At 70.4% G+C, this 20,250-nt stretch carries 18 protein-coding genes; 7 read left to right on the top strand and 11 right to left on the bottom strand.

All coding sequences use genetic code 11. The features are described 5' to 3' along the window. Window positions 1-106: 106 nt before the first annotated feature. The 3 genes from QFZ67_RS23420 to QFZ67_RS23410 are packed head-to-tail and all read right to left on the bottom strand — an operon-like array spanning window position 107 to window position 2,934. Complete coding sequence (locus QFZ67_RS23420; RefSeq protein ID WP_307663033.1) at window positions 107-1,291, bottom strand: dipeptidase; 1,185 nt, start codon at window positions 1,289-1,291, stop codon at window positions 107-109. 7 nt (window positions 1,292-1,298) lie between these two features. Then, complete coding sequence (purE, locus tag QFZ67_RS23415) at window positions 1,299-1,796, bottom strand: 5-(carboxyamino)imidazole ribonucleotide mutase (protein WP_307665942.1); 498 nt, start codon at window positions 1,794-1,796, stop codon at window positions 1,299-1,301. Window positions 1,797-1,815: 19 nt separating this feature from the next. Next, the gene (locus tag QFZ67_RS23410) at window positions 1,816-2,934 is read right to left on the bottom strand and encodes a 5-(carboxyamino)imidazole ribonucleotide synthase (protein WP_307665941.1); all 1,119 of its coding nucleotides are present in this window, start codon (window positions 2,932-2,934) and stop codon (window positions 1,816-1,818) included. 200 nt (window positions 2,935-3,134) lie between these two features. Between QFZ67_RS23410 and QFZ67_RS23405 the strand changes: the two genes are divergently transcribed. Next, window positions 3,135-3,641, top strand: a complete 507-nt coding sequence (locus QFZ67_RS23405) for a GtrA family protein (RefSeq protein ID WP_307663032.1) — start codon at window positions 3,135-3,137, stop codon at window positions 3,639-3,641. 47 nt (window positions 3,642-3,688) lie between these two features. Here the strand turns inward: QFZ67_RS23405 and QFZ67_RS23400 are convergent, their stop codons facing one another. Continuing rightward, window positions 3,689-4,999 carry an ATP-binding protein gene (locus tag QFZ67_RS23400; RefSeq protein WP_307663031.1) on the bottom strand — a complete coding sequence of 437 codons (1,311 nt, stop codon included), beginning with the start codon at window positions 4,997-4,999 and terminating at the stop codon, window positions 3,689-3,691. Between the two features lie 60 nt (window positions 5,000-5,059). Continuing rightward, a complete protein-coding gene (locus QFZ67_RS23395) occupies window positions 5,060-5,737 on the bottom strand; it encodes a response regulator transcription factor (protein WP_307663030.1) in 678 nt (225 codons plus the stop codon). Between the two features lie 464 nt (window positions 5,738-6,201). Here QFZ67_RS23395 and QFZ67_RS23390 point away from each other — a divergent pair, with 464 nt between their 5' ends. Next, complete coding sequence (locus QFZ67_RS23390) at window positions 6,202-7,722, top strand: peptide MFS transporter (protein ID WP_307663029.1); 1,521 nt, start codon at window positions 6,202-6,204, stop codon at window positions 7,720-7,722. Window positions 7,723-7,793: 71 nt separating this feature from the next. Here QFZ67_RS23390 and QFZ67_RS23385 read toward each other — a convergent pair whose 3' ends face one another. The 6 genes from QFZ67_RS23385 to QFZ67_RS23360 all read right to left on the bottom strand — a co-directional run bounded on the left by QFZ67_RS23385 (window position 7,794) and on the right by QFZ67_RS23360 (window position 13,014). After that, complete coding sequence (locus QFZ67_RS23385) at window positions 7,794-9,122, bottom strand: hypothetical protein (RefSeq protein ID WP_307665940.1); 1,329 nt, start codon at window positions 9,120-9,122, stop codon at window positions 7,794-7,796. Between the two features lie 14 nt (window positions 9,123-9,136). Then, window positions 9,137-10,168, bottom strand: a complete 1,032-nt coding sequence (locus QFZ67_RS23380) for a neocarzinostatin apoprotein domain-containing protein (protein ID WP_307663028.1) — start codon at window positions 10,166-10,168, stop codon at window positions 9,137-9,139. Next, complete coding sequence (locus tag QFZ67_RS23375; RefSeq protein ID WP_307663027.1) at window positions 10,165-11,130, bottom strand: hypothetical protein; 966 nt, start codon at window positions 11,128-11,130, stop codon at window positions 10,165-10,167. Before QFZ67_RS23375 ends, QFZ67_RS23380 begins: the two co-directional genes overlap by 4 nt. 9 nt (window positions 11,131-11,139) lie before the next feature. Continuing rightward, window positions 11,140-11,811, bottom strand: coding sequence for a peptidase (locus QFZ67_RS23370; RefSeq protein WP_307663026.1), 672 nt, complete (start codon window positions 11,809-11,811; stop codon window positions 11,140-11,142). Between the two features lie 184 nt (window positions 11,812-11,995). Further along, the gene (locus tag QFZ67_RS23365) at window positions 11,996-12,490 is read right to left on the bottom strand and encodes an ATP-binding protein (protein ID WP_307663025.1); all 495 of its coding nucleotides are present in this window, start codon (window positions 12,488-12,490) and stop codon (window positions 11,996-11,998) included. Window positions 12,491-12,645: 155 nt separating this feature from the next. Continuing rightward, window positions 12,646-13,014: an STAS domain-containing protein gene (locus tag QFZ67_RS23360; RefSeq protein WP_307663024.1), complete on the bottom strand. Its 369-nt coding sequence runs from the start codon at window positions 13,012-13,014 to the stop codon at window positions 12,646-12,648. 328 nt (window positions 13,015-13,342) lie between these two features. Between QFZ67_RS23360 and QFZ67_RS23355 the strand changes: the two genes are divergently transcribed. The 5 genes from QFZ67_RS23355 (at window position 13,343) to QFZ67_RS23335 (ending at window position 20,206) form a co-directional block, all read left to right on the top strand. After that, window positions 13,343-14,236: an RNA polymerase sigma factor SigF gene (locus tag QFZ67_RS23355; RefSeq protein WP_373430241.1), complete on the top strand. Its 894-nt coding sequence runs from the start codon at window positions 13,343-13,345 to the stop codon at window positions 14,234-14,236. A 185-nt stretch (window positions 14,237-14,421) separates the two neighbouring features. After that, complete coding sequence (locus QFZ67_RS23350; protein WP_307665939.1) at window positions 14,422-15,615, top strand: DegT/DnrJ/EryC1/StrS family aminotransferase; 1,194 nt, start codon at window positions 14,422-14,424, stop codon at window positions 15,613-15,615. Beyond that, window positions 15,608-17,875, top strand: a complete 2,268-nt coding sequence (locus QFZ67_RS23345; RefSeq protein WP_373430099.1) for a lipopolysaccharide biosynthesis protein — start codon at window positions 15,608-15,610, stop codon at window positions 17,873-17,875. Before QFZ67_RS23350 ends, QFZ67_RS23345 begins: the two co-directional genes overlap by 8 nt. A 91-nt stretch (window positions 17,876-17,966) precedes the next feature. Then, window positions 17,967-19,766, top strand: a complete 1,800-nt coding sequence (locus QFZ67_RS23340; protein ID WP_307663022.1) for a glycosyltransferase — start codon at window positions 17,967-17,969, stop codon at window positions 19,764-19,766. Continuing rightward, window positions 19,763-20,206 (top strand): hypothetical protein, encoded by a 444-nt coding sequence (locus QFZ67_RS23335; RefSeq protein ID WP_307663021.1) that lies wholly within the window; start codon window positions 19,763-19,765, stop codon window positions 20,204-20,206. The genes QFZ67_RS23340 and QFZ67_RS23335 overlap by 4 nt, the downstream gene beginning before the upstream one ends. Window positions 20,207-20,250: the final 44 nt, after the last annotated feature.

The raw sequence follows: 20,250 nt of genomic DNA, 5'->3' as shown, positions 1-20,250 counted from the left end.
CACCGTGGCACGGGAGCGCCGAGGGTTCACGGTGGGTTGGTGCGTTCGGGGTACGAGGCCTGACCCCGGACCCCCGCACCGCACTCAGCCGTCGAGCGGACCGCACTCAGCCGTCGAGCTGCCCGATCGTCACGTTCGACGGGCCCCGCTGCGTCTGCAGATCGCGGGCGACGTCCTCCGCCGCGCGCAGCGTGCGCACCGCGTTCTGCCAGGTGAGCTTCGCCAGTTCGGAGGCCGACCAGCCGCGCTGCAGCAGCTCCGCGATCAGGTTGGGATAGCCCGCGACGTCGTCCAGGCCGGCGGGGGTGAAGGCGGTGCCGTCGAAGTCGCCGCCGATGCCGATGTGGTCGACGCCGGCGACCTCGCGCATATGGTCGAGGTGGTCCGCCACCGTCGCGACGGTGGCCACCGGGCGGGGGTGCGCCTCCTCGAAGGCCGCGTGGATCCGCATCGCGTCCGGCGTCGTGTCCAGGGGGTGGAAGCCGTGCGTCTGCATGTTCTCGTCGGCCGCCTGGGTCCAGGCGACGGCCTGCGGGAGGATGAACTTCGGCACGAAGGTGACCATCGCGACGCCGCCGTTCGCGGGCAGCAGCGCCAGCACATCGTCGGGGATGTTGCGTACGTGGTCGCAGATCGCCCGGGACGAGGAGTGCGAGAAGACGACCGGGGCGGCCGACGTGGCGAGCGCGTCGCGCATCGTGGACGCGGCCACGTGGGAGAGGTCGACCAGCATGCCGGTGCGGTTCATCTCCCGTACGACCTCGTGACCGAAGTCCGAGAGGCCGCCGACCCCGGGAGCATCGGTCGCCGAGTCCGCCCACGGGACGTTGTCGTTGTGGGTGAGCGTCATATAGCGCACGCCCAGCGCGTACAGCGCCCGCAGCGTGGCGAGCGAGTTGTTGATGGAGTGCCCGCCCTCGGCGCCCATGAGCGAGGCGATCCGGCCCTCGCCGCGCGCCTTCTCCATGTCGTCCGCCGTCAGTGCGGCGGCCAGGTCGGCCGGGTAGCGCTCCAGCAGCTGGCGCACCCCGTCGACCTGCTCCAGGGTCGCGCTGACCGCGTCGTCCCCGGCCATGTCGCTGCGTACGTACACGGACCAGAACTGCGCGCCGACCCCGCCGGCGCGCAGCCGCGGGATGTCCGTGTGCAGCCGGCCTCTCTGGTCGGCGGCGATGTCCATACGGTTCAGGTCGTAGCGGACGTGTTCGCGAAGCGCCCACGGCAGGTCGTTGTGCCCGTCGACGACTGGGTGTTCGGCGAGGAGTTCCCGTGCCCGGCTGAGAAAGTCCATGGCGGTGTTACTTCCCGAAACCGAAGGCCGCCGCACCCTCGACCTTCGTACGCAGCCGCTTGCCCTTCTCCGTCGCCTGGTCGTTCAGCTCCTGCTGGAACTCCCGCATACGGGCGAGGAGTTCATTGTCCTGCGTGGCCAGGATGCGGGCCGCGAGCAGGCCCGCGTTACGGGCTCCGGCGACCGAGACCGTGGCGACCGGCACGCCCGCCGGCATCTGCACGATGGACAGCAGCGAGTCCATCCCGTCGAGGTACTTCAGCGGTACCGGGACGCCGATGACCGGGAGCGGGGTGACGGATGCGAGCATGCCCGGCAGATGGGCCGCTCCCCCGGCGCCCGCGATGATCGCCTTGAGACCGCGGTCCGCGGCCTCCTCTCCGTACGCGATCATTTCGCGTGGCATCCGGTGCGCGGAGACGACATCGACCTCGTACCGGATCTCGAACTCGTCGAGGGCCTGCGCCGCGGCCTCCATGACGGGCCAGTCGGAGTCCGAGCCCATGACGATGCCGACCAGTGGGTTACTCAACGATCGTCCCTCGCAGATAGCCGGCGGCGTGACGGGCGCGCTCCAGCACGTCCTCCAGGTCGTCGCCGTAAGTGTTGACATGGCCGACCTTGCGGCCGGGCTTCACGTCCTTGCCGTACATGTGGATCTTGAGCTGGGGGTCGCGGGCCATGCAGTGCAGATACGCCTGATACATGTCGGGGTAGTCCCCGCCGAGGACGTTCGCCATGACCGTCCAGGTGCCGCGCGGGCGCGGGTCGCCGAGCGGGAGGTCGAGAACGGCACGGACATGGTTGGCGAACTGCGAGGTGATCGCGCCGTCCTGGGTCCAGTGGCCGGAGTTGTGCGGGCGCATGGCGAGCTCGTTGACCAGGATGCGGCCGTCGGTCGTCTCGAACAGCTCGACCGCGAGATGGCCGACGACGCCGAGCTCCTTCGCGATCCGCAGGGCGAGCTCCTGGGCCTGGCCGGCCAGCTCCTCGTCCAGACCGGGCGCGGGCGCGATCACCGTGTCGCAGACGCCGTCGACCTGCCGGGACTCGACGACGGGGTAGGCGACGGCCTGGCCGTGCGGGGAGCGGACGATGTTCGCCGCCAGCTCGCGGGTGAAGTCGACCTTCTCCTCGGCGAGGACGGGGACGCCGGCCTTGAAGGGGGCCTCGGCGTCCTCTTGCGTACGGACGAACCAGACGCCCTTGCCGTCGTAGCCGCCGCGCACCGTCTTGAGGATGACCGGGAAGCCTCCGACCTCGTCGGCGAACGCCGACACATCGGCGGGGTCCGCCACGATGCGGTGGCGCGGGCAGGGTGCGCCGAGCTCGTCGAGCTTGGCGCGCATCACGCCCTTGTCCTGCGCGTGCACCAGGGCGTCGGGCCCCGGCCGGACGGGGATCCCGTCGGCCTCCAGGGCCCGCAGGTGCTCGATCGGGACGTGCTCGTGATCGAAAGTGATCACATCGCAGCCCCGCGCGAACTCACGCAGCGTGTCCAGGTCGCGATAGTCGCCGACGACGACATCGCTGACCACCTGGGCCGCGGAGTCCTGCGGGGTGTCACTGAGGAGCTTGAATCTGATGCCGAGGGGGATACCCGCCTCGTGGGTCATACGGGCGAGCTGACCGCCGCCGACCATGCCGACTACCGGGAACGTCACCCTCCTAGGGTATCCGCCGCCCCGGGACGTCCCTGCCGCCCGTGGTCCCGGACCCGGGTACCGTCTGCCTTGTCACAGCCTCGCCACACCATCGCGGCCGTCCGAAAGGCGGGAGCCGGGGGGTGCTGGATAGCATGGCTGGGTCGACGACACCGACTCGAACGGGGCTAGCGATCACCATGAGTGAACGAAGCGCACTGCGCGTGCGGCTCGAGCAGCTGGCTCGCGAGTTCGCGAAGTTCGGCGCAGTGGGTGGCGTGGGACTCCTGGTGGACCTGGGAGTCTTCAACCTCGTACGGCATCTCACGGACATCCCTGTCGTGCGGGCGAGCATCATCGCCACGGTTGTCGCGATCGGCTTCAACTATCTGGGCTTCCGGTACTTCACCTACCGGGACCGCGACAAGAGCCGCAGGACCAAGGAGCTGACGCTCTTCTTCCTGTTCAGCCTCGTCGGTCTCGTGATCCAGAGCGGGGTGCTGTACGCCGCGACGTACGGCTTCGGCTGGGACAGTCCGCTGCAGAGCAACATCTTCAAGTTCCTCGGCATCGGCATCGCGACGCTGTTCCGCTTCTGGTCGTACCGCACCTGGGTGTTCCGGGCGCTGCCGGGGCGCGAGGCCGTGCAGACTGCGGAGTCGTTCCTGGGGCAGCGGCGGCCGCAGCCCGACAAGGTCCGCGGCTGACCAAGTCTGCGGCCGGCCAAGTCCGCGGCTGACTACCTGGCGGCTGACTACCTGACTGTGGGCGGGTCGTCCTTGTGCGGGTCGCCCTTGCGCAGGTGGTCTTTGCGAAATTGGTCCTTGCGGCTGCGCACCACCCGGCTCAGGAACAGCGCGAAGACCGGCGGATGCTGCTGGAGCAGCTCAAGACGGCCGCCGTCCGCCTCCGCCAGATCGCGGGCCACGGCCAGTCCGATGCCGGTGGAGTTGCGGCCGCTGATGGTCCGCTCGAAGATCCGCGCGCCGAGGTCGGCCGGTACGCCGGGGCCCTCGTCGGTCACCTCGACCACGGCCTGATTGCCGGTGGCGCGGGTGCGCACGGCCACCGTGCCGCCGCCGTGCATGAGGGAGTTCTCGATCAGCGCGGCGAGCACCTGGGCGACCGCGCCCGGGGTGCCGACGGCCCGCATGCCCTGCCGTCCCGAGCAGACGATGGCCCGGCCCGCGCTGCGGTAGGCCGGCCGCCACTCCTCCAGCTGCTGCTTGACGACCTCGTCCAGATCGAAGGTGACGGCCGAACCGGTGCGCGGGTCACGGGAGTTGGTGAGCAGCCGCTCCACCACGTCGGTGAGCCGCTCCACCTGGGCCAGTGCGATGCTGGCCTCCTCCTTCACCGTCTCCAGGTCATCGGTGACGGTGATCTCCTCCAGCCGCATGGAGAGCGCGGTCAGCGGCGTACGGAGCTGGTGCGAGGCGTCCGCGGCGAGCCGGCGCTCGGCGGTGAGCATCCGGGCGATGCGCTCGGCGCTGGCGTCGAGGACGTCGGCGACCCGGTCGAGCTCGGGGACGCCGTAGCGCTTGTGGCGGGGGCGCGGGTCGCCCGAGCCGAGGCGTTCGGCGGTCTCGGCGAGGTCAGTGAGCGGGGAGCCGAGGCGGTTCGCCTGGCGTACGGCGAGCAGAACGGCGGCGATGACCGCGAGCAGGGCGACCCCGCCGATGATCAGCAGGCTCCGGCCGACCTCGCGGGTCACGGAGGAGCGGGGTTCCTCGACGGTGACGGTCTCGTCGCGCTCGCCCTCCGCGGTGCCTCGGATGACGCTGCCGGTGGGGCGCTCGCCGATCTCGATGGGGGCGCGGCCGGGGATCTCGATCAGGGCGTACCGCTTGGCGCCGCTCTGCTCGGCGAGGATGTCGGGGTTGACAGGCTCGCCGCCGATGAGCCGGCTGTCGACGATGCTGACGAGGCGCAGGGCCTCGGAGTCCACGCTCTCCTGGGCGCTGCTGCTGATGGTGCGGGTCTCGACGAGGACGAGGGAGACGCCGAAGACGGCGATGACGACCAGCACGACGGCGAGCGTGGAGTTGATCAGACGGCGGCGCAATGTGCCCTCCGGGCGGAACGCGATGTTACGAGGGCGTGCGGGACCCGGCCCGTACCCCTGCTAGCTCTTCTCGAAGCGGAAGCCGACGCCCCGTACCGTCGCGATGTACCTCGGGTTCGCCGCGTCGTCGCCCAGTTTCTTGCGCAGCCACGAGATGTGCATGTCCAGCGTCTTGGTCGACGACCACCAGGTCGTGTCCCAGACCTCGCGCATCAGCTGGTCGCGCGTGACCACCCGGCCCGCGTCCCGGACCAGCACCCGCAGCAGGTCGAACTCCTTCGCCGTGAGCTGCAGCTCCTCGTCGCCCATCCAGGCCCGGTGCGACTCTACGTCGATCCGTACGCCATGGGTGGAAGGCGCCGGGACGGGCTCGGTGGCGCCGCGCCGGAGCAGGGCCCGCACCCGGGCGAGGAGTTCGGCGAGGCGGAACGGCTTGGTGACGTAGTCGTCCGCGCCGGCGTCCAGGCCGACCACGGTGTCGACCTCGTCCGCGCGGGCGGTCAGCACCAGGATCGGGATCGTGTGGCCTTCGGCACGCAGCCGCCGGGCGACCTCCAGGCCGTCCATGCCGGGCAGCCCGAGGTCGAGCACCACCAGGTCGACGCCACCGGCAAGTCCGGCGTCGAGCGCGGTCGGACCGTCCTCCCGGACCTCGACCTCGTAACCCTCCCGGCGCAAGGCGCGGGCCAGCGGCTCCGAGATGGAAGCGTCGTCCTCGGCGAGCAGTACACGGGTCATGGGGTGATGGTAGACCGCAAGACGTACGCGTCGGTGCGTGATCGTCAAGCCCTGTGGGTGTGGGATGCGATCATGACTACGACCTTCGATTCAGGGCAGGTAGTTCCAGGAACGCCTGTGATCCATATCTCAAGTCCTTCCATATGCCGCAGTGTCATGTCGTATGGTGATGCGACGCCTGTAGCACTACACGGGACCTTTGGCACGCGACACGCGCCAAGGGTCTCTTTGCTGCGCGAGGTTGGCTCGCCAGTCTCGAAGACAGTGAATGACCTGTGGGCCGGGCCCCGAGCGCGATGGCGCGCGGGGCGTGGATCCGGTGCGGACAGTCCCCCCGTCTCCGACGTACCGGAGCGAACCCCTCAGGCGTGGGGCGGGACGCGTCCCTTGCCGGTGCCGGCCAACCCCCCACCGGGCGCGTACCGCTCACAAAGCGCCGCGTCCCGATCAAGCAAGGATCGACCATGGCGTCCAGCCTGACGAAGGACTCGGCCAGTACCCCTGGCTCCGAGAAGACCTTCATCGGCCACCCCCGCGGCCTGGCCACTCTCTTCATGACGGAGATGTGGGAGCGCTTCAGCTACTACGGCATGCGCGCCCTTCTCGTGCTCTACCTGGTCTCCGGTGGTGCCGACGCGGCAACCGGCAGCCAGGGCGGCGGGCTCGCGATGACCGCGGCGACGGCATCGGCGATCTACGCCGTCTACGTCTCGATGGTCTACCTCATGGCCATGCCCGGCGGCTGGTTCGGTGACCGTGTCTGGGGCGCTCGCAAGACCGTCACCATCGCCGGCTTCGTGATCATGGCCGGTCACCTCTCGCTCGCCGTCCCGGGCCAGGCGATGTTCTTCGTCGGCCTGATCCTCGTCGCGGTCGGCTCCGGTCTGCTCAAGGCCAACATCTCCACGATGGTGGGTCACCTCTACGACGGTCCGGACGACCCGCGCCGTGACGGTGGCTTCACGATCTTCTACATGGGCATCAACCTGGGTGCGTTCGCGGCGCCGCTGGTGATCGGCACCGTCGGTGAGACGCACAACTGGCACCTCGGCTTCGCGCTCGCCGCGGTCGGCATGGCCCTGGGGCTGGCCCAGTTCCTGATCGGCACCCGAAGCCTGAGCGAGAAGAGCAGCGTCGTCCCGAACCCGCTCGACGCCGCGGAGCGCAAGAGCATCCTGCTCAAGGTCGCCGTCGCCGTCGTCGTGATCGCCGGCTTCTACGGCGCCGTGGTCATGGCGGGCAAGTACACCCTGAACTGGGCGCTGGTCCCGCTCACGCTGGCCGGTCTGATCATCCCGATCGCCGTGCTGGTCCGCATCAAGCTCGACAAGAGCCTGAGCACCGCCGAGCAGTCGAAGATGAGCGGCTACATCTGGTTCTTCGTGGCCGCCGCCCTCTTCTGGATGATCTACGACCAGGGTGGCTCCACGCTGTCTCTGTTCGCGGACGGCAAGACCGGTGACAGCCTGTTCGGCTTCGCCTTCCCGGCCACCTGGTTCCAGTCGCTGAACCCTCTGTTCGTCATGGCGCTCGCCCCGGTCTTCGCCTGGATGTGGCTGTGGCTGGCCCGCAAGAACCAGGAGCCCAGCACCATCGTGAAGTTCGCGATGGCTCTGGTCCTCGTCGGCGGTTCGTTCTTCGTCTTCATCGTGCCGATGGGCCTGGCCGGTGACGGCACGAAGGTCAGCCCGATGTGGCTGGTCTCGATCTACATGATCCAGACGATCGCCGAGCTGTGCCTCTCCCCGGTCGGCCTCTCGGTCACCACCAAGATGGCGCCGCAGAAGTACGCCAGCCAGATGATGGGTGTCTGGTTCCTCGCCGTCACCGCCGGTGACTGCACCACGGGTCTGCTCTCGCTCGCGGGTGTCGACCTGAACGGAACCTCGATCATCGCCATGCAGGCGTTGCTCGCCTCCGCGGCCGGCTTCGCGATCTACATGTACCGCAAGAAGGTCGAGACGCTGATGGGCGACGTCCACTGACGTAGCTCCTGCTCATACGAAGGGCCGTCGCACCGGATTCGGTGCGACGGCCCTTCGCCGTGCCGGGCCCGCTAGCGCGTGCCGCGCAGCCGGCGCCACGGGGTGAACGTGAACACCGCGCCGCCCAGCAGGATCACCGTGCCGGCGACCAGGGCGAGTGCGCGCAGGGCGCCGTTGTCCTCGGCTCCCGTCTGGGCCAGGCCGCCGCCGGTGTTCGAACTCCCGCCGCTCGCCGTGCCGCCGCCGGAGCTGCCGCCCGCGCTGCCGCCGCCGCTCGCACCGCCCGGCTGGGCCGCCGTGTCGAGTTCGAGGGAGGCCTCCGCCTTGCCCTTGACCGTGCACGGGATGCTGATCTTCTGGCCGCCCAGGGTGACGTCGATCGTCAGGGTCCCGGGGCTGAGCGTCGACTTGCCGCTGGCGCCCGGCTTGTACGTCCCGGCCATGTCGGGCAGGTCCACCGGCTTCCCCTGCTCCAGCGGATCCTTGTTGGCAGGGCCTGTGACGGGGACGGTGCCCTTGTCGGCGCCGCCGAGAAGGACCGCCATGGACGGCTTGAGGGCGCCCGCGGGGAGCGCGGCCGGGCTGTTCATGACGCCCTTGGCGGTCTTGACGACGAGGTCGTAACTCCCGCCGTTCTTCTTGGCGTTGATGGTCACCTTGGAGTTGATGCTCGCCGGTCCCGGCGACTTGCACTCGAAGGTGACGCCGACCTCCTTGCCGGGGAAGTCGCTCTGGCCGCCGTCGCCGCCGCCGGATGTGGTGCCGCCGCTGGTCGTGCCCCCGGCGGTGGTGCCGCCGGAGGACGTGGTCCCGCCGGCCGTCGTACCGCCCGAGGTGGTCCCGCCCGACGTCGTACCGCCCGAAGTGCCGCCGCCGTCCGACACCTTGATCGTCGCCGCGGCCTTGACCGTCTCCTTCGGCGTGCACTTGGTGTCGGTGGACATCGGCTTGGAGACGTTGATGTTGTACGCGTCGGGCGTGAGCGTGATCTCGCCCGCCTTGGTCAGCTTGACCTTGCCCTTCATGTCGGACAGCTTCATCGGGCTGTTCTTCGGGATCGGCGGGTTCGTCCGCGGCCCCTCCATGGCGATGTCCGCGGTCTGCGCGCCGGCCGCCTTGAGCGTGCCGGTCGGCTTCACCGTGTCCTTCTCCAGGTCGAGGATGTCGGGGTTCTTGGAAGCCGCCTCGACGAACTTCCACACCACCTCGACCTCGTCGCCGACCTTGGCCTCGGCGGGCGCGGTGATCTGCACCTTCGTGGTGCCCTGCACGGGTGGCAGCCCCGAGATGGGCGGTGGGATGCACTCCGTCTTGTATGCGACCTCGGCTGCCTGGGCGGGGCCGGCGGCCAGCAGGATCCCCGCGCCGCCGAGCATCAGCGCGACTCCGGCCGCGCTCATCCTCCGTTGGGTGCTCACGAATGTCCCTTCGTCGTGGACGGGTTCTCTGACGGTGCGGAGTCAGGTGTGAACCACGGCAGAGCCGCCGTGGTGGTCGGGGTGCCGGCCGGCCGGCTTTCCAGCTGTACGGTGCGGTGGCGTCCGGTGCCGCGGGGGCGGACCCTCGGGCGGAGGCGGTCGACGATCGCCATGCCGATACGGAACACCGCCGCGGGCACGACGACGGCGAGCAGGATCCAGAAGATCGTGACGCCCCACGGGCGGCCGACGCCCCACGGCTGTTCGGCCAGCACCTTGGTGCCGTACTTCACAGAGATCTGGTAGTCGCCGTGCGCGCCCGCGGAGAGCTGGACGGGCAGCTTGACCAGTGCCTTCCGGCCGGGCGCGATGGTGCCGCGCCACTGCTGCTCCTCCCACTGCGGGGCGAAGACGCCGTGCGCGGTGCCGACCTGGAAGACGGGGTCCCGCACCGGCGCGGAGCCGAGGTTGCCGACGGTGAATTCGAGCGTGCGCGATGCCGGGGCGCCGAAGAAGACGAGGATGCCGGAGTCGCCTTCGAGCCGGGTGGCGGCGAGCACGGCGAGCTTGCCGCCGGTGGGCTGCGGCAGCGGCGCGGTGGGGTGGCCCGCGACGGTGAACGGGGCGTCCACTGTGGCCTGTTCACCGGTGACGGTCGCCACGTGCACGACGCAGGGGCAGGGCTTGGGCGGCTCGGCGACCGGCATCTTCTTGCTGAAGGCGCCCTTGGCGTCGGTGGTGACGGCGCGGCCGTCGGAGTTGGCGCAGGCGTTGGTGCCGCCGATCACGCCTCTGTCAGGGACAGCCTGCCCGCACATGAGCATCATCAGGAGCGTGTCGGGCCGCCATCCGGTGCCGCTGACCGTGATGTCCCCGCCCTTGCCGGCCTGCGTCTGCGAGAGGGTGACCTTGGGTTTCGGGTCGGCCACGGCGACGCTGTGCGCGGGCGGCATCGGCAGCACAGGCAGCAGTACGAGCGCCAGCGCCAGGAGCACAGCCGCCGTCGCCCTCAGACCCTTGGTGCTCACCTGGCTGCTCCCGTCAACTCGCGCTGCCCGTCCGCCTGTTCCGCGCCCTTACCGTCCGGCATCCGGCCTGTTGATCTCCTGAGCCGTACGCACCACAGCGCCGTGCCCCCGGAAGCGGCCAGGAGTGCCGCGGCCGCGCCGGCCACCGTCCCCCACGGCACGAACGTCGCCGATGCCGAAGCCTCGGCCCGCGTGTCGCCCGCGGCCGTCACCACGACATGGACCTTCACCGAGTCCAGGGACGGGTGATCCGGCCACTTCTCGGTGAGGGTGACGCGCTGGGCCGGGAGCAGTTCCGGGAGGGTGCGGGGCGCCCGGCTCAGTACCTGGCCGAACAGGCCGTCCGCGCGGACCGTGAGCCGCGGGGTCAGGGCCGTGTTGCCGCGGTTCACCAGAGTGCAGCGAATGATGCCGCCCGAGACTCGTACGTCCTCCACCGTGAGCGCCGCCAGCGTCGGGCCGCTGACGCGCAGATGGATCCGTACGCCCGCCTCCCGCTCGCCCACCGCCGCCATGACCGCGCCCGGATGGTCGCCCGGGAGTGCGCCCGGGGGGACCGTGACCGAGAAGGGGATCTCCGCACGGGTGCGCGGTGGGACCGTCACCCGGTCGGAGGCGAGGATGATCCAGGTGCCCGCGCCCTTGGACTGGCGGGCGCCGCGCACGGCGAAAGAGCCGGAGGAGGTGTTGTACGCGTCGGCCGGGCGCAGGCGCACGGTGAGCGGCTTCGCGCCGGGGTTCGTCACGGACAGCTTGTCCTCCAGCACGGCTCCCGGCACGCCCTCCAGATAGACGTACGGCCTGCCGCCGCCGCCCGGCTCCACCGTCCAGGCCGCGTCCGCCACGTCCGCCACGTCCGCCACGTCCGCCACGTCCGCCACGTCCGCCACGTCCGCCGCCCGCGCCGCTGGTGCGCTCAGCGCGCACGCCAGCGCGGCGGCGACGGCCAGGAGGGAGCGCATCCGCACGGGTCAGCTCGCGGTCCGCTGACCGCGCCTGGTCAGCCACAGCACCCCGGCGGCCCCGGCCAGCAGCACGGTGCCACCGAGCGTGCCGAGCGCCATGGCCGAGTCCAGTGGGCCGGTCCTGGGCAGTTCGTCACCGCCGGAGGGCGCGGTCTGGGGGCCGGTGCCGGACGCCGCGGTGACATCCAGTTCCAGCGACGGCTTCGGGTTGTTCCTGGGCGTGCAGGTCGTGGTCGTACCGAGCGCCTTGATGGTCAGCACCCCGGCGGTGAAGGTGGCCTTGCCGCTCTTCTTGGGGGTGTACGTACCCGTCAAATCATTGATTTTGATAGGGGTGTTGGCCGGGATCGCCGCGGCGTTCGCCGGTCCGGACACCGAAACCGTGCCCTCTCCCACCCCGCCGAGCTTGATCAGGGCGCTCGGCTTCATCGCGCCCTTGCCGAGCTCCACCGGGCTGGAGGAGACGCCCTTCTGGAAGGACATGGTCAGCTGGTAGCCGCTGCCGCTCTTGACGGCCTTGATGTCGATCGGCGAGACCGCGCCCTTGGGCCCGATCGGCGTCTGACACTGGTAGTCGACGTCTACAACACTGGCATGGGCGGCGGGGGCGGCCATCAGCACCACCGAGCCCGCCACCGCTGCTGCCAGCGCGAGAGCTGTCCGCTTCTGGTACGACACCTCGAGTTCCCCTCACGCCGGAAGTTACTACCGCGAGTCGCCGAAGTTACTGACGACACATCAGATCGGGCGCTCAAGGTACGCCTGGGACCTTGGGGAGGGAAGACAAAGAGCACGCCGTATTGACGTGCTCTACAAGAGATTCAAAACCTGCGTACACCAGCACGAAGGCAGTGCGACGGCGCTAGACCGGGGCGGCGAGCTCCGCCCACACCGTCTTGCCCGGCGCGCCGGGAACGCGTACAACCCCCCAGTCCATACAGAGGCGTTGGACGATGAACATGCCGTGTCCGCCAGGCCGGCCGGCCCGGTGCGGGGTGCGCGGCGCGGGCTGCCCGGTGCCGCGGTCCGAGACCTCCAGGCGCAGCACCTTGCCGTCGCACCCGACCTTCAGCGCCTCCGGCCCCTCGGCGTGCAGGCAGGCGTTGGTGACCAGTTCGGAGACGACCAGCAGCACATCTTCGGCCGCCGCTCGGCGGTCGGCCGTGGCGGCGGGCAGCCAGCCCCAGTCGTACAGCGCCTGGCGGGTGAAGTCGCGGGCGAGCGGGACGATGCCGCTGGCGCTGCCCAGGGCAAGGCTGCGCACCGCCCCGCCGGGCACCCCGGAGGAGCCGGCGGCGCCGGCGCCGCTCGGCTCGGGGCCGAGGTCGCCCGGCTGCTGCTGCCGGGTGGTGCTCATCAGCGCTTCACCTCACCGATTCACCAATTCGCCATTACTTCGATACTCAGAGTGCTGGGTGGTCAACGTTCTGCGGGGGTTCTCCTGCCCTGCCGAATCGTGACAACACCCACTACGCCTACGCGGTAAGCGTGACGCGGACTACACGGGGCCGGTCAGTCGGAGAGGGCCTCTTCGAGCGAGTCATGCACGGTGAAGACCGCCTCCGCCCCGGTGATCTCGAAGACCCTTGCCACTACAGGCAGCATCCCGACCAAATGGACCCCTCCCCCGGCGGCCTCCGCCTTCAGCCTGGCGCCGAGCAGCACATTGAGCCCGGTCGAGTCGCAGAACTCGAGCTGTGAGCAGTCGATGACCAGGCGTGCACGGCCTTGCGCGAGTGCGTCGTCCAAGGGCACGCGGAGAAGTTCGGCGGTGTGGTGATCCAACTCACCCGCCGGTTTCACAACCTCACTGTGGCCCTCGGTCCGAACCTCGACCTGAAGCCGGCCCCGATTCGCACTGCCGACCGTCCCGCGGTCCATGGCCGTCCCTCTTCGCCGTGTCGTTCGCTGCGTATTCACTGCGTACTCGCCGATTTCGCCGCTTCGTCCACCATGTCGCTCTTCGCGCCGGACGCCGTCGACAGACGGCGCTGGCGTCCGTCGAACATTACGCCTTCAGTACGCCGACCGGCCAGCCGAACACCCCATCAAACCCGACATTCAAGACATTTGACACTTGCAACTGTCCACATGGAGCGGGTAGGCCTAGTAAAGACACAACCAACCACGGCCGGCTTTGGAGGCGCCGCTCACCGCAGCAGCATGTATTGGCATCGGCGGCCATATGCCGAGAACGATGGAGGAGACCATGTCACCCCGGCTCGACGAATCGCGTACCCCCACCGCGCCGTCGGCACTGCGCACCCCCGCAAGCGACCAGTCCGAGCAGCTGGAAGGCCTCGACGGCCTCCCGGAGATCCCGCCCTTCGACGAGGTGGGGCCGCTGGACGCCCGATCCCTGTCGAAGACACTCTTCGGACGGCTCGAGAACCTCGAAGAGGGCACGCACGAGTACGCCTACGTGCGCAACACACTCGTCGAACTCAACCTGGCGCTGGTCAAGTTCGCCGCCTCCCGCTTCCGCTCCCGCAGTGAGCCGATGGAGGACATCATCCAGGTCGGCACCATCGGCCTGATCAAGGCGATCGACCGCTTCGAGCTCAGCAGGGGCGTCGAGTTCCCGACCTTCGCGATGCCGACCATCGTCGGCGAGATCAAGCGCTTCTTCCGCGACACCTCGTGGTCGGTACGGGTGCCGCGCCGGCTCCAGGAGCTGCGGCTCGACCTCGCAAAGGCGGGCGACGAACTCGCCCAGCAGTTCGACCGCGCACCCACCATCGGCGAGCTGGCCCAGAAGCTCGGCATCAGCAACGACGAGGTCGTCGAGGGCATGGCGGCGAGCAACGCGTACACCGCGAGCTCGCTGGACGCCCAGCCCGAGGAGGACGAGGCCGAGGGCGCCCTCGCGGACCGCATCGGCTACGAGGACCACGGGCTCGAGGGCATCGAGTACGTCGAGTCGCTCAAGCCGCTGATCGCAGGCCTTCCGCCAAGGGACCGTCAAATTCTCTCCCTTCGCTTCGTCGCCAACATGACGCAGTCGGAGATCGGCGAGGAGCTCGGGATCTCGCAGATGCATGTGTCCCGGCTGCTGTCCCGCACCCTGGTCAGACTCAGGAAGGGCCTGACGCTCGAGGAGTAGGCGCGGACGCCGCGGGGACGCGCCCCACCGGCCGCGCGAAGGGCCCATTCCGTCAAGGAATGGGCCCTTCCCCGTTATTGACGGGGCAGTCCGGATTGGTCCACATTGAGCACGGGGTTAGTGGGGGGACGAACATGGCTCTTGGGGAGGGCTGCCCGGCGGCGTACGCACCACTGGAAGAGCTGATGCGCCACCGCCTGGGCAGAGAATGTCTGTATGTGCCGTCATGCCGTCTGGGGCTCTATGTGGCGCTGCGCCACTGGTGCCGGCCCGGCGGGCGGGTGCTGATGTCGCCCGTCAACGACGACGTCATCTTCTTCGTGGTGCTCGCCGCAGGACTGCGCCCCGTACAGGCGCCGCTCAGGGCCGAGGACGGCTCCATCGACCTGGCGGCCGTCCCCGAATCCGTATGGCATGGTCTTTCCGCCGTGCTCACCACCAATCTGTACGGCAATCCCGACCCGGCTCCCGAACTGCGCGCCCGCTGCGACCAGTTGGGGATCCCGCTGCTCGAGGACGCCGCGCACGCCATCGGCAGCACGGTGGCCGGGCAGCCGGTGGGGACCTTCGGCGACGCGTCCGTCTTCAGCCTCTCCAAGCACACCGGGGCCAAGACCGGCGGATTCCTCACCGTCGCCGATCCGGCGCTGCGGGCGGGTCTTGAGCGTGCCCGGGACGAACTCCTCGAACCGGCGCGGCTGTCGGCGGAGCTCGCCTACGGTCTGCGGCCGTACGCCGAAGCCGGTGTGCGGGGACTGCGGCTCGTCGGCGCGGCCCGCGCGACCCTGCGGCTGCTCGGTCTCGAAGAACGCGAGGACATCCGGATGGAGCTGCGGCCCGGCGAGCTGAAAAGGGCGCAGTCCGCGGCGCCCGCGCTCACCGACTTCCACTCCTGGATACGGGTGGACATGCACGACTACCGCCTCAGACCGGGCGGCCTGCGGCTGCGGCGCACCGAGCGGCTGCTGACCCGCCTCGAAGGCCGGCTGGCCGGCCACCGGGCCGGCGTCCAGGTGCTGTCCGCCACCCGGTGGGCGCTGCCGCGGCCGGGACCCGCGCAGCCGCTGTTCCGGGTGCCGCTGCTGGTCGAGGACCGTGACGCCGCCATCGCCGCGCTCGCCCGGCGCCGGATCACCGTCGGCTATCTCTACGACCCGCCGCTCGACGCGTACGCGGGCGACCTCTTCACCGACCCGTCGCCCGCACCGGGACCGGCCGCCTGGTTCGCCCGGCACGCGCTGCCCGTCGACCCGCTCCGGGCCGAGGCGGCGATATCCGTCCTCACAGGGCTGGGCGCCAGGCCCGCGGAGGTCCCGGCGGCGTTCGCCCACCGCGACACAGACCGGGCCACCGGCCCGCAGGGCGGGGACAGTGGCTGATACGACCAGGCTTCGCCGGCCGGACGCGTCCGGCGACGCACTGCCCGGCACCGAGCCGGACGGCAAGGAGCCGGACAGCACCGAGCCGGACGGCGGCGCCGTGAGTACCGAGCGCCCCAGCGGCGACTCGATGTTCCGCAACGCCTACGCGCTGATGCTCTCCACCGGCGTCTCCGCCGCACTCGGCCTCGGCTTCTGGCTGGTCGCCGCCCGGTACTACACCGAGCAAGCGGTCGGCGAGGGCTCGGCCGCCATCGCCGCCATGCGGCTGCTGGCCTCCATCACCGCCACCACCATGATCGGCGCGGTGGTGCGGTACGTGCCGCGGGCCGGACGCGCCACCGGGCCGCTGGTGTGGCGCGCGTACGCCGTCAGCTCGCTGGTGGTGTGCCTCGCCTCCGCCACTTTCCTGCTCACGCTCGACCTGTGGGGCCCTTCGTACGCACCGCTCGGCGGCGTGAGCGCGGGCCTGCTCTTCACCGCGTCCTGCGTCGGCTGGGCGCTGCTGACCCTGCAGGACGGCGTGCTGACCGGGCTGCGCAAGGCCGTGTGGGTGCCGGTCGGCAACGCGGTCTTCTCCATAGGCAAACTGCTGCTGCTCGCCGTCTTCGCCACCGCCCTGCCCGTGCTGGGCATCTTCGTCTCCTGGGCGGCGGCCATCGCCCTGTCCGTGCTGCCGCTCGGCTGGCTGATCTTCCGCCGGCTCATCCCCCGCCAGGCCACGGCCGACCGCCACCGCGAGCTGCTGCGGATGCGCGACATAGGGCGCTTCCTCGCCGGCGACTCGGTCGGGTCACTGTTCTCGCTGGCGATGATCAATCTGCTGCCGGTGATGGTCGCGGTCCGCTTCGACGCCGCGCACAACGGCTTCTTCTACATCGCGTACACCGTCGGCGGGACGATGGAGTTCATGGCCATCAACATGGCCTCCTCGCTGACCGCGCACGCCTCGCACAGCCCGGAGAGCCTGGCCGGCGGGGTCCGTGGGGCGCTGCGCCGGATGGCCGTGCTGCTGGTGCCCGTCGTGGTGTTCCTGGTCGTCTTCGCCCCGCAGATCCTCGCCCCGTTCGGCGAGGACTACGCCGCGCACGGCACCACCGTGCTGCGGCTGCTGGCCGCGGCCGCCCTGCCCCGGGTCGTCGTCGAGCTGTACATCGGGGTGCTGCGCGTCCAGGGACGTACGGGCGTGCTCGCCGCCCTCCAGGGCACGATGTGCGCGCTGGTGCTGGGCAGCGCGGCGCTGCTGCTCGGACCCGTCGGGATCTCCGGCGCGGGCCTGGGGCTGCTGCTGTCGATGACGGTGATGGCGGCGGTTTCCGCGCCGGGCCTGCGCGCGGTGCTCTCCGCGCGCGAGCCCCGGCCGAGCCTGTTCACCCGGCTGGTGCGGCGCGGCACCGCCGAGGAGGAGGCGTACGGCACGACCTGGGCGCGCCGGGCCGCCGAGCGGCGCGAGGAGGCGGCGGCGGAGTACACGCAGGAGTACGGGAAGGACTGGGCGCGGCAGACGGCGTATCTGCGGGGTGCGCACGACGACATGGCGACGCCGGCCTTCGGCATCCCCGTCTACGTACGGGATCCGGCTCGGCGGGCGGGCAGTGGGGACGCCGGCGGGCACGTGCAGCCCGCGCCCGCACGGCAACCGGTGCCCGACCCGGGCGAGGGGCGGCTGGCCCTCGCGCTCTGGCTGCTGCTCGGGCTCTCGGCCGTGCTGTTCTGGGTGCCCCTGCTCCATGCCCCGGACATCACCATGGACCACCTCTCCGGCACGCAGCTGCTGAAGTCGCTGCCGGCGATCACCCTCACCGCGGGCGTCCTGCTCATCGTCGTCCACAGCGCGGCCTGCTCGCTGCTGCGCCCGCGTCCGGCGCTGCTCGGAGCCGGACTGCTGGTCACCTTCGCCGCGCTGCACACCTCGCCCGCGCTGCTCGGCCGGGAGCCGGAGCCCGTCCAAGGCGTTTGGTACGACACCCTGGCCGGCTTCCTCGCGGCGGCCGCGGGACTCGACAGCCCGGAGCCGCTGCTCCGCTGGCTGCCGACAGTCTGCCAACTCCTCTGCCTGGTCGCGGTGTTGGCGATTCTCCGGGCGATCAAGCTGCCCGTCGCGGCACAGTGGGGGGCACTGTGGCTGCTCGCCGTGTGCGGCTGGGCGCTGCAGAGACCTCTCGCGCCCGTCGCGCTCCCGCTCCAAGTGGGCCTCACCTGCGCGGCGTTGGCACTGATCTGGATACGCGCGGCGCGTTCGACGCCGGCACGGAACTGAACCACCAGGGGGAACAAGCGTGCAACAGCCAGCCACCGAAACCGGGAGACCCGTGGCCGCCCCCAACCAGCGGGCCGGGAAGGATCCCGCGATGGATCTTGCCGACCTGCCCTCCGCCGACCACTCGCGCTGGTCGGCACCGCTGCGGCTGGCGGCCCCGCTGGCCGGCGCGCTCGCCCTGTGGGCGTACGCCATGGTGCGCACCGACACCTCCCGGCTCGGCGACTTCGGGCTCGTCGGGGCGCTGCCGGTCGTCTTCTGGGTCGCGCTGGCGCTGCTGACCGTGGGCTTCTGGGTCTGCGTACGGGATCCGCTGCGCGGCAACAGCTGGTCGCTGGCGTACACCGTGGGCCTGATCGTGCTGGAGCGCGCCACCCAGGCGCTCGTCTACCCCACCCCGCTGTACTCCTGGGCGTGGAAGCACGACGCGGTCATCGAGCATCTGCTCACCGCGGGCGGCCTCCAGCGCGGCGACGAGCTGGGCGACATGGCGGTCTACGACCAGTGGCCCGGTTTCTTCGCCGCCCAGGCCGCGCTGGTGCGGCTGACCGGGGTGGAGAACGCGGCGATGTACATGGCCTGGTGGCCGCTGGTCTCCAGCCTCCTGCTGCTCGCGCCGCTGCTGCTGATCTACCGCACCTTCACCCAGGACCGCCGTCTGATCTGGACCGCTGTCTGGATCTTCTACGTCGCCAACTGGGTGGGGCAGGACTACTTCTCGCCGCAGTCGGTGGCCCTCGCCCTGTATCTCGGCGTGATCGCGATCGTGCTGCGTCGCGGCGAGCGCCCCGCGCGGGGCCGCAGATCGCGGCAGGTGCTGTGGACCGTCCTGCTCATCCCGCTGATCACCGCCATCGTCATCTCCCACCAGCTCACCCCGGTGATGCTGGTGGCGAGTCTCGGCGCGCTGTGCCTGACCCGCCGCTACCGCGACTGGACACTGCTGATCACTCTGCTGCTGGTGTTCCTGGCGTGGAATCTCACCGCTTCGCTGCCGTTCCTGCGGGAGGCGGTGCCCGAGATGGTGAGCTCCTTCGGCGATGTGAGCGGCAATCTGGAGACGGGCTACGGGTCCACGCCGACCGGCACCGGACCGGTGATCGTCTCCTGGGTGTCCCGGATCCTCTCGGCCTCCGTACTGCTGCTCGGCTCAATCGGCGTGCTGCGTCGGCGGGTGCTGCGGCACCGCGCCCGGCCGCTGCTGCTGCTCGCCGCGGTCCCGCTGCTGATGCTGGTGGCCAATGACTACGGCAGCGAAATGATCTTCCGGGTGCTGCTGTTCATGCTCCCGGGCGCGTGCTTCTTCGCGGCGGCCGCGCTGCTGCCCGCGGTGCGGCCGCTGGCCGCGGAGCCCGGCGGGCACGGGGTCCCGCAGCCCGCGGTGAGCCTTCGGTTCGCGGTGCTGCCCGGGGTTGTGCTGCTGGCGCTGACGGCGGCGCTCGTGCCCAGCTACTCGGGCAAGGACCGGCTCAGCTACTTCCCGCCGCAGGAGGTCGCGCTGGTCCGGCAGGTCTTCGACCGGGCGCCTCAGGGTTCTCTTGTCGTTGCCGCCCATCGCAACTACCCGCTCGCGTACGCTTCGTACTGGAATGTGCAGCATTACTGGTTCCTCGACGACGAGAAGAGCCATGTCGAAAAGATCCTGAAGGACCCGGCCGGGACGCTCGCCCGGGACATGGCCGCGGTGGAACCGCCCGCCAAGGCGTACTTCCTGCTCACCCAGGGCCAGATCGCCAACTCCGAGATGAACGGCATGCTCACCGGCGACCAGCTGCGGAGCATCGAGAAGTCCGTCGCGGCCTCACCCCTGTTCGAGCAGGTCGGCCGCAACGGCGCAGGCGTCATCTACGAACTGAAGCGCACCGACAGCTCGCCGGGGAGGACCCCATGAGACCTCAGTCGCTCGCGATCCGGCTGCTGCCGCCCTTCGCCGGCTGGTGCGCCGTCGGCGCCACCACGCTGGCCGCCGGATCACCGCTGCGGGTAGCCCCCGTCGCCGTATTCCTGCTCGCCGGTCCCGGCGCCGCCGTCCTGCGTATCTGCGGGCCCGCCCTGACGCGTCATCAGGCGGTCGGGCCGGTGGAGAGCTGGGACCGCGGCTTCGAACGGGACTCCGACCATCTGGAGCAGCTCGTCCTTACGGCCTTCCTGAGTGTGAGCGCGACGCTCATCTGCGCCACGGCGCTGATGGCCGCGCACGCGTTCAGCGGCCTGCGGGTCCTGGTGCTGCTCACCGTGCTGACAATGCTCGCCGCCTGCTGTCCGCAGCTGCCCGGCCGGACACGGACGGCGCGCGCGTCCTCGCCGCCACAGAAAGGCTCACCCCTGTGACGTTACCCCGACGCCCCGTTCGCGGGGCGCCAGGCATCCATCGC

This window comes from Streptomyces sp. V1I1, assembly GCF_030817355.1.
Lineage (GTDB): Bacteria > Actinomycetota > Actinomycetes > Streptomycetales > Streptomycetaceae > Streptomyces.
The sequence above is the reverse complement of the archived record's forward strand: the minus strand, read 5'-3'. Positions and strand labels throughout refer to the sequence as shown.